The sequence below is a fragment of the Mesorhizobium sp. M1A.F.Ca.IN.020.03.2.1 genome (assembly GCF_004023205.1).
Taxonomy (GTDB): domain Bacteria; phylum Pseudomonadota; class Alphaproteobacteria; order Rhizobiales; family Rhizobiaceae; genus Mesorhizobium.
On record NZ_RZSV01000237.1, the window covers coordinates 1 to 8,125 of the forward strand.

General features: G+C 62.9%; 9 protein-coding genes and 1 riboswitch. Of the genes, 3 read left to right on the forward strand and 6 right to left on the reverse strand.

The genetic code is table 11. From position 1 onward, the window contains the following. A partial coding sequence (locus EOA79_RS26570; RefSeq protein WP_164893956.1) for a DUF1194 domain-containing protein occupies positions 1–633 on the forward strand: 633 nt, incomplete at its 5' end. 43 nt (positions 634–676) lie between these two features. Here the strand turns inward: EOA79_RS26570 and EOA79_RS26575 are convergent. The 5 genes from EOA79_RS26575 to EOA79_RS26595 all read right to left on the reverse strand — a co-directional run bounded on the left by EOA79_RS26575 (position 677) and on the right by EOA79_RS26595 (position 5,557). Continuing rightward, the gene (locus tag EOA79_RS26575) at positions 677–1,612 is read right to left on the reverse strand and encodes a glycosyltransferase family A protein (RefSeq protein ID WP_095782444.1); all 936 of its coding nucleotides are present in this window, start codon (positions 1,610–1,612) and stop codon (positions 677–679) included. Positions 1,613–1,812: 200 nt separating this feature from the next. After that, on the reverse strand, positions 1,813–2,802 hold the full coding sequence (locus tag EOA79_RS26580) for a glycosyltransferase (protein ID WP_127335556.1): 990 nt from the start codon (positions 2,800–2,802) through the stop codon (positions 1,813–1,815). Between the two features lie 115 nt (positions 2,803–2,917). Next, positions 2,918–3,736 carry a Stf0 family sulfotransferase gene (locus EOA79_RS26585; RefSeq protein WP_127335555.1) on the reverse strand — a complete coding sequence of 273 codons (819 nt, stop codon included), beginning with the start codon at positions 3,734–3,736 and terminating at the stop codon, positions 2,918–2,920. Beyond that, positions 3,685–4,299 carry a methionine biosynthesis protein MetW gene (gene metW / locus EOA79_RS26590; protein ID WP_095823990.1) on the reverse strand — a complete coding sequence of 205 codons (615 nt, stop codon included), beginning with the start codon at positions 4,297–4,299 and terminating at the stop codon, positions 3,685–3,687. The genes EOA79_RS26585 and metW overlap by 52 nt, the downstream gene beginning before the upstream one ends. 88 nt (positions 4,300–4,387) lie before the next feature. Beyond that, entirely contained in the window at positions 4,388–5,557 is a 1,170-nt protein-coding gene (locus EOA79_RS26595; RefSeq protein WP_095823989.1) for a homoserine O-acetyltransferase, read from the reverse strand. Between the two features lie 90 nt (positions 5,558–5,647). Next, positions 5,648–5,725, reverse strand: a riboswitch (SAM riboswitch). 136 nt (positions 5,726–5,861) lie between these two features. Here EOA79_RS26595 and hisC point away from each other — a divergent pair. Next, on the forward strand, positions 5,862–6,965 hold the full coding sequence (gene hisC, locus EOA79_RS26600) for a histidinol-phosphate transaminase (protein ID WP_095823988.1): 1,104 nt from the start codon (positions 5,862–5,864) through the stop codon (positions 6,963–6,965). Between the two features lie 6 nt (positions 6,966–6,971). Further along, positions 6,972–7,910 carry a prephenate/arogenate dehydrogenase family protein gene (locus EOA79_RS26605; protein WP_179293612.1) on the forward strand — a complete coding sequence of 313 codons (939 nt, stop codon included), beginning with the start codon at positions 6,972–6,974 and terminating at the stop codon, positions 7,908–7,910. On the opposite strand, the gene EOA79_RS26610 is transcribed toward EOA79_RS26605, so the two are convergent. After that, on the reverse strand, positions 7,907–8,125 hold a 219-nt coding region (locus EOA79_RS26610; protein ID WP_245489935.1), incomplete at its 5' end, for a PfkB family carbohydrate kinase. The genes EOA79_RS26605 and EOA79_RS26610 overlap by 4 nt on opposite strands.

Below are 8,125 nucleotides of genomic sequence, written 5' to 3' on the forward strand. Positions count from 1 at the left end.
GCGCTGCGCCATCCCGACTTCATCAGCGCCGCGCGCTCGGGCCCGAGGGGCCGCATCGCGCTCGCCTATTTCGAATGGGCGGGCGTCGTGCGCGACGACGGCGTGATCGGCTGGCAAGTGATCGACGGCGCGGACAGCGCCAACGCCTTCGCCGACACCATCGCGGGTCGTCCGTTCCGGAGCTTTCGCGGCACGTCGATTTCAGGCGCTCTCGGATTCGGCGCCGGACTTCTGGAGAAAAACAGCTACTCGGCGCCGCGCCGGGTCATCGACATATCGGGGGACGGGCCCAACAATGCCGGGCGGCCCGTCGCGATGATCCGTGATGCGGCTTTGGCCAAAGGCATCGTGGTCAACGGCCTGCCGATCCTGATCAATCCGTCGCCGAGCGTCATTCGTCTCGACCGCTACTATGCCGATTGCGTCACCGGCGGCCCCGGTTCGTTCGTGTTGCCGATCTATGCGGCGTCGGAATTCTCGACGGCTATCCGCCGCAAGCTGATCCAGGAGGTGAGCGGGATCGGCGACGCCGGAAGCATCCGCGTCGACGCGGAGGCGCCGACCGACTGCCTGCTTGGCGAACGGCTGCGGCAGCGGTTTTCCGATCCGTATTTTCCGGAGCTGGATCGGTGAGGTCCCAATTTGCACTGTTTCGGCCAGAGCGCCGCGCTGTGCCTCAGGCCGCTCTGGCGCCGTATTTGGCGCGGAACTCGTCATAGCAATCGCGGCGCCAGCGCCGGCCGACGACATAGCCGCGCAGCAGTTCGGTCGGCGAGTAGCCGAGCGCCTTTGACGACCGGTTGGCGAGATAGCCCGAAAAGGCCTGTGGCAGCCTCCCCTTCAATATGTCGGCGATGATCTGCCGCGCGATCATATAGGGCGGCACGTCGGGATAGCGGTCGGCAATATAAGGATGTTTGCCGATCAGGTTGGCGTAGGCCTCGACATAGCCGTCGCGCCGGCCGGAGATCGAATTTTCCGAATTGTATTTCTTCCAGTCTATATCATCCGACAGCAAGGCGCCGCTGCGGTTGGCAAAACGCAGCAGCAATTCGCGGTCCTGCATGCGCGTGATATCGCTGTCAAAGCCGCCGATCGCAAGCAGCGATTCGTGCCGGGCGGTGATCGCCGAGCCGGCGATGAAGATCGTCTGCGAGACCAGGGCGCGCTGCAGCCTGCTCTTGTCGAGCAAGGCCTGACGATTGATGCATTTGGTGCTGCGGCCGCCCTTGACCGAGATGAAGGAACTGATCAGCACTTCGAGCGAGGGGTTCCTGTCGAAGTGCGACAGCGTCCGGTCGAGGCGGTCCGGCAGATAGACATCGTCGGAATCGAGAAAGGTCACGATCGGGGCCCGCGCGCGCTCGATGCCCGCGTTGCGCGCGGCATTGGCGCCGCGCCATTTCGCGCCGACATAGATCAGTCTGGGATCGCGAATCTCGGCCAGCGCCAAGGCCGTTCCGTCGGTCGAACCGTCGTCGACGACAATGTGCTCGAAGCGGGTAAGTGTCTGGGCAAGAACACTTTCCACCGCGCGCACGACCTGGCTTCGCCGGTTGTGCGTCGGCGTGATCACGGTGATCAGCGGAGCTGGGTCGGAGGCAGTCGGCATCTAACTTTCGTTATGGGCAGATAAACGATGACCGTAAGATACTCGCACACCTGCCTCCATGTCCGCCCCCGGATGGATTCGGCAAACGCTACAGAAAAGAGCCGCCTATGTCACCTGAGGTGTCGCATCGGGGTCAAGTTCAGAGCGTGTTTCCTCAAAGTCATGCGGTTTGAAAGCAACACTTCGCGGCGGTTTATCCTTCAACTATGCCCGACATAGTCAGGCACGGTTTCGATTTCGTCGCTTACGAGACCGGCAGCGAGGCTGAAATGACCAAGAAATGCCAGGGTATAAAAAGCCAGGCCTACCACCAGTGAAAACGGGATCTGCCAAAGAGGCATACCCGTTTGCGGCGCGTGGCTGAGCACGCGTCGCGTCGTGCGCCACGACATGGTCCACCAGCGACTGAACGACTTGACGATCCGCTGGCTGCGACTGGGGGCATGAAGCGCGACGAACTTGCGATCGGCGTCCCTGCCGGTCACCAACGCGCGCCAATAGAAGAACCGCCAGCCGCGCGGAGAGTAGTGGTAGACGCGCGCATCAACGTTGACGATCTTGTGGCCCTCGCGCCGAAGCTGGTGCATCAGCAGCGTGCAGGACACCTTGAAGCCGTTATGTGCCGGGAAAGGGTGGCTGACGATCCAATGGCGCCGGAAGGCGACATTGTTGGCATTGATCGCCCGCTTCGAGGCGAATCTTTCGTCTCCACGGGCCATCGGGAAGAACCAGATCAAGGCGAAGGTTCTCGAGAAGAAGTCGTCATAGGACAGATAGGTATGGCCGTTCACGCAGACGGTTTGCGGCTGTTGAAACGGCTGCAGCAGATTTGAAAGCCAACCTGGCTGAGGGACCGTGTCCGAATCCAGGAAAACGACGATGTCCCCTTCGGTCAAAAGCACGCCGTTGTTCTTGAGTTCGTAATACCGGCCGTCGGGGCAAGCTGTGATCGTCAGGTCGGCAACCTGCATCAATTCAGGCGCTTCAGCTTCAATGCTCGCTTGCAGCAAGCTGCCGTCCGAATCGGGCCCGCCATGCGACACGACAACTTTTGGCCTTGCAAAACCCGTAGCGGAAACAGCCGCGATTTCGCGCGCCAGTGACTTCAGCCCCAGGCCGATCTCGTTCCAGTCGATGGATTTGGCGTTCTCCATCTCCATGACGATCGAATAGATCGGGTGTTCAGCCATAGATAATCACCACCAGTTTTGCCGGTACAGTCGCTATAGCCCTGCGGGGTATGCCGTCAAACGATTCTCGGTGCCATTCTATTTGCAAGTTTGCGCTTCAATCGCATGATTCTTTCTAGATCTTCAGGAACCCGCGCTTTTTTCTGTGCGGGAAGCTCGACGGGTCGGCATATTCAGACAGGAAACGTTTTCTCCATTCGTCATTGGTCCCGTCGCGCTGGATTTCGAGACCTGATCCGAGATTCGTTCCCCAGACAGGCTCGACCCCGGCCAACTGGGCAATTTTCTCGAGGCTTCCTCTCGGGTTTTGCTGGACCTGCTCGTAAGTTAGCGCAAGAAAGGACAGCCCGTTTTTCGCGAACCACCCGTCCCAGGCCAGATTTTCCATCAGAATCTTTTCGAGCGATTCGGCGATAGCCTCGCCGTCATAGCGTGGGGATGCGCGATTGACCTCGCTAGAGCGGAATCTGCGGGTTTGGCGCGCACGCGCCCATGAGATCGCCTGACCCAGCAAATCGCTGCGCGTCAGGCGCACATAGTGAAGGTTGGGAAGACTGGCGGGGAGGTTCACCTTCTTGGCAACTTGAGCGAATTGACTCGCAAAAAGCTTGATCGCGTAGATTCCGGAAGAGGACCGTCCTTCCGTCAGCGCCCTCAGAAGCTGCCCTCTGGCATCGCGCGGATAGCCTGGCTGTTCGAGCAGCCGGCGCCCGCCAAACCACTCCAGTGGATTGCCCAGCCCGGCGGAAGCCATCAGTCCTGCAAGATGATTGCTGCCGGTACGCGGCGAAGTGCACACAAGAATCCCTGTGCTTATCTCCGACAGAATTTCCGACGGGATTTGAACCACGGCCGGCCGACGTCGAAAGAGATCGAGCGAGATCATCGTTTCAGCAAGAACACCGCCTGCTGGCCGAAGAAGTTCCAGAACCACCAGGGCATCGACAGGCCGATCTTCTGGCCGTTGGCGTCGAGCGCGGTCGCCTTCTCGACCGTCGCGCCGAGCTCTTCGCACAGATTGACGAAGTCGCGAATGGTGCAGAAGTGGATGTTCGGCGTGTCGTACCAGGAATAGGGCAGGTCCTTGGTGACCGGCATCCTGCCCTTGATCAGCAGCGAGAAGCGCACGCGCCAATGGCCGAAATTGGGGAAGGAGACGATCGCGCGGTTGCCGATCCGAAGCAGCTCGTCGAGCACAAGTTTCGGGTTGCGGGTCGCCTGCAGCGTTTGCGACAGGACGACGAAATCAAAACCTTTGTCGGGGTAGAATTCGAGGTCCTTGTCGGCATCGCCCTGGACGACGGAAAGGCCGCGCGCCACGCATTCGTTGACGCCGCGCTGCGACAGCTCCAGGCCGCGGCCATCGACCCGCTTGGTCGCCTGCAGAACCTCCAGAAGCACGCCGTCGCCGGAGCCGACATCGAGCACGCGCGAATGCGGCGGGATGAGATCGGTGACGACTTCGAGGTCGACACGCTGGGCGCGATTGACGCTCATGGGCACACCTCCGGCCTTTGAGCATTTCCAGCCAGTCGGAATCTCGGCGCCTCAGAAATGCGCCCAGGACACAGAGATCGCGCGCCACTCATAGGCTGAGCCCCCTTGCGCGCGCCGCCGAGGCTATGAAGCCGTTGATGGCCGCGAACAATTCCGGTTCGTCGAGCAGGAAAGCGTCGTGGCCGCGGTCGGTCTCGATCTCGACGAAGGAGACGGACGCGCCGGCGGCGTTCAATGCATGCACGATCGAGCGGCTTTCCTCGGTCGGAAACAGCCAGTCGCTTGTGAACGACACGAGACAGAAGCGTGTCTTAGTGCCCGCGAAGGCATCGGCCAGCCGTCCGCCGTGGTCGGCGGCGAGGTCGAAATAGTCCATAGCGCGGGTCAGATAGAGGTAGGAGTTGGCGTCGAAACGGTCGACGAAGGTCATGCCCTGATGGCGCAGATAGCTTTCGATCTGGAAATCGGCGTCGAAGCCGAAGGTCAGCGCCTCGCGATCCTGCAGGTTGCGGCCGAACTTGCGGTGCAGCGCTGCTTCCGAGAGGTAAGTGATGTGCGCGGCCATGCGCGCCACGGCGAGCCCCTTTTCCGGCCGCCTGCCGAAATCGAGATATTTGCCGCCGTGCCAGTCCGGATCGGCCATGACAGCCTGCCGCCCGACCTCGTGGAAGGCGATGTTCTGCGAGGAATGGCGGGCGCCGGTGGCGATCGGCAACGCGGAGAAGACGCGTTCCGGGTAGCTTGCGGCCCATTGCAGCACCTGCATGCCGCCCATCGAGCCGCCGAGCACGCAGAACAGCTTCTCGATGCCGAAATGATCGACCAGCATCAGCTGCGCCCGCACCATGTCGCGGATGGTGATGATCGGCAGGTCGAGCCCATAGGGCCTGCCTGTCGCCGGATCGGTCGAGGCCGGGCCGGTGGAGCCGAGGCAGCCGCCGATGACGTTGGCGCAAATGACAAAAAAGCGGCGGGTGTCGATGATCCTGCCGGGGCCGATCAGCACCTCCCACCAGCCCGGCTTGCCGGTCACCGGGTTGGTGCTGGCGACATGCTGGTCGCCGGTCAGCGCGTGGCAGACGAGGATGGCGTTGGAGCGGGCGTCGTTGAGGGCGCCGTAGGTCTGGTAAGCGACCTGGAACGGCGACAGCACGGTGCCCGCATCGAGTTTTAGCGGCTTGTCGGGACCGAACTGCAACACCGGGCTCGACGGTTGGTCGGCCTCGTGGTTGGTCCTTGGAGCGCGCTGAGCGGCCATTGCATTCCCCATCCAGTCGCATCGATCTCGCGATACGGCGTCCGGCCGGCAACGGACAACAAAAAACCGGCCTGCCTTCGCAAAGCCGGTTACAGGTTGCAAACGGCCCTTTAGCGAATTGTTTAACGTGGCTGCAAGCCGACCGGCCAAATCACCACGGGAGATCCGGCTGTTCTTCTAGGGCCAGCGCCGCGCTTCGTCAACGGTCTGCCTACGCGCGAGCGCGCCGGCCCCTCGACATTCGGGGCCACCGCCTGTATTTCCGCTGCGGCCTCGAACCAGGGCCTCTCGACGGATTTGTGACATGAAGCAGGATCAGCCACGTCCGACGCCCCGCGCGGGCATCATGGACATCGAGGCCTATGTGCCGGGAAAAAGTACCGCGCCGGCCGGCGTGACGAAGGTCTACAAGCTGTCGTCCAATGAGAATCCGCTCGGGCCCTCGCGGAAGGCGATCGAGGCCGCCCGGGAGGTGGCTGCCAAATTGGACGTTTATCCCGACGGCTCCGCCCGCCGGCTGCGCGAGGCGATCGCCGATGTGCACGGCCTCAATCCGGCAAACATCGTCTGCTCCAATGGCTCCGACGAGATCCTGGGGCTGCTGGCGCAGACCTATCTCGCGCCGGGAGACGAGGCCGTGTTCACCGAACACGCCTTCATGGTTTACAAGATCTATATCCAAGCCGCCGGCGCCAAGCCGGTGGCGGTCAAGGAGACGGACGAGCGCGCCGACATCGACGCAATCCTCGCCGCGGTGACGCCGGCGACGCGGATCGTGTTCCTCGCCAACCCCAACAATCCGACCGGCACTTATGTGCCGTTCCAGGAGGTGCGCCGGCTGCATGCCGGACTGCCCAAGAGCGTGCTCCTAGTGCTCGACGCGGCCTATGCCGAATATGTGCGGCGCAACGACTATGAAGCCGGCATCGAGCTGGCCGGGAGCTCGGAGAACGTGGTCATGACCCGCACCTTCTCCAAGCTCGGCCTCGGCGGCGCACGCATCGGCTGGATGTACGGACCGGCGCATATCGTCGATGCCATCAACCGGGTGCGCGGGCCCTTCAACGTCAATGCAACCGCGATCGAGGCCGGCATCGCGGCCATCCGCGACCGCGCCCATGTCGAGCGCAGCGTGGCGCATAACGAGAAGTGGCTTGCCTGGGTCAGCGAGGAGCTGACCGGGCTCGGGCTGCGCGTGACGCCCAGCGTCGGCAATTTCGTGCTGATCCACTTCCCCGACAACAAAAAGCATTCGGCAGCGGCCGCGGACGACTATCTCAGCGCGCGCGGCTACATCCTGCGGCGCGTCACCGGCTACGGCTTTCCCAACGCGCTGCGCATGAGCATCGGCATCGAGGAGGCCAATCGCGGCGTCGTCGAGGCGCTCAAGACATTTCTGAAAAGCTGAAGCACCATGACAGCAACGATGTTCGGAAGAATAGCGCTGGTCGGCATCGGCCTGATCGGTTCGTCGCTGGCCCGCGTCATCCGCCGGGAAGGCCTGGCGCGCCACATCGCTGTCGCGACGCGCAGCCAATCGACGCTCAAGCGCGCCGAGGAACTGGGTCTCGGCGATTCCTACACGACCGAGGCCGAAGACGCGGTGCGCGACGCGGATCTCGTCATCGTCTCGGTTCCGGTCGGCTCGTCCGGCGAGGTCGCGGCCGAGATCGCGCCGGCGCTGAAGAAAGGCGCGATCCTCACCGATGTCGGCTCAACCAAAGCTTCGGTGATCGCGCAAATGCAGCCGCATGTGCCCGTCGGTGTGCATTTCATCCCCGGGCACCCGCTGGCGGGCACGGAAAAGTCCGGGCCGGATGCCGGCTTCGCCGATCTCTTCGACAACCGCTGGTGCATCTTCACGCCGCTGCCGGGCACGGATCCGGAGGCGCTGGAAAAGCTCTCCGAATTCTGGCGGCGCTGCGGCTCCAACATCGACACGATGGACCCGCAGCATCACGACATGACCTTGGCCATCGTCTCGCATCTGCCGCATATCATCGCCTACAACATCGTCGGCACCGCCGACGACCTGGAATCGGTGACCAAGACGGAAGTCATCAAATACTCCGCTTCCGGTTTTCGCGACTTTACCCGACTGGCCGCTTCCGACCCGACCATGTGGCGGGACGTGTGCCTGCACAACAAGGACGCGATCCTGGAAATGCTGGCGCGCTTCTCGGAGGATCTGGCCTCGCTGCAGCGAGCGATCCGCTGGGGCGACGGCGAAAAGCTGTTCGACCTGTTCACCCGCACGCGCGCCATCCGCCGCTCGATCATTGAGGCCGGCCAGGATATCGATGTGCCGGATTTCGGCCGTCAGGCCGTGGAGCACCCGGGGGCCAAGCCCTAGGCCTTCTGCTCGATCTGTCCCGATGGGGGCCAGTGCGCCGCCATCATGGCCATTGTCTCGGCTCTGTCCGGAGCGCCGAGCCGGCCGCCGAAGCGCAGGCATTTAAGCGCGGCGGCGGCGCTGGCAAAGCGCAGCGCCTGCTCGGACGGCATGGCTTCGGCAAGGCCGACGGCGAAGGCGCCGTGGAAGACGTCGCCGGCGGCGAGCGTGTCGAC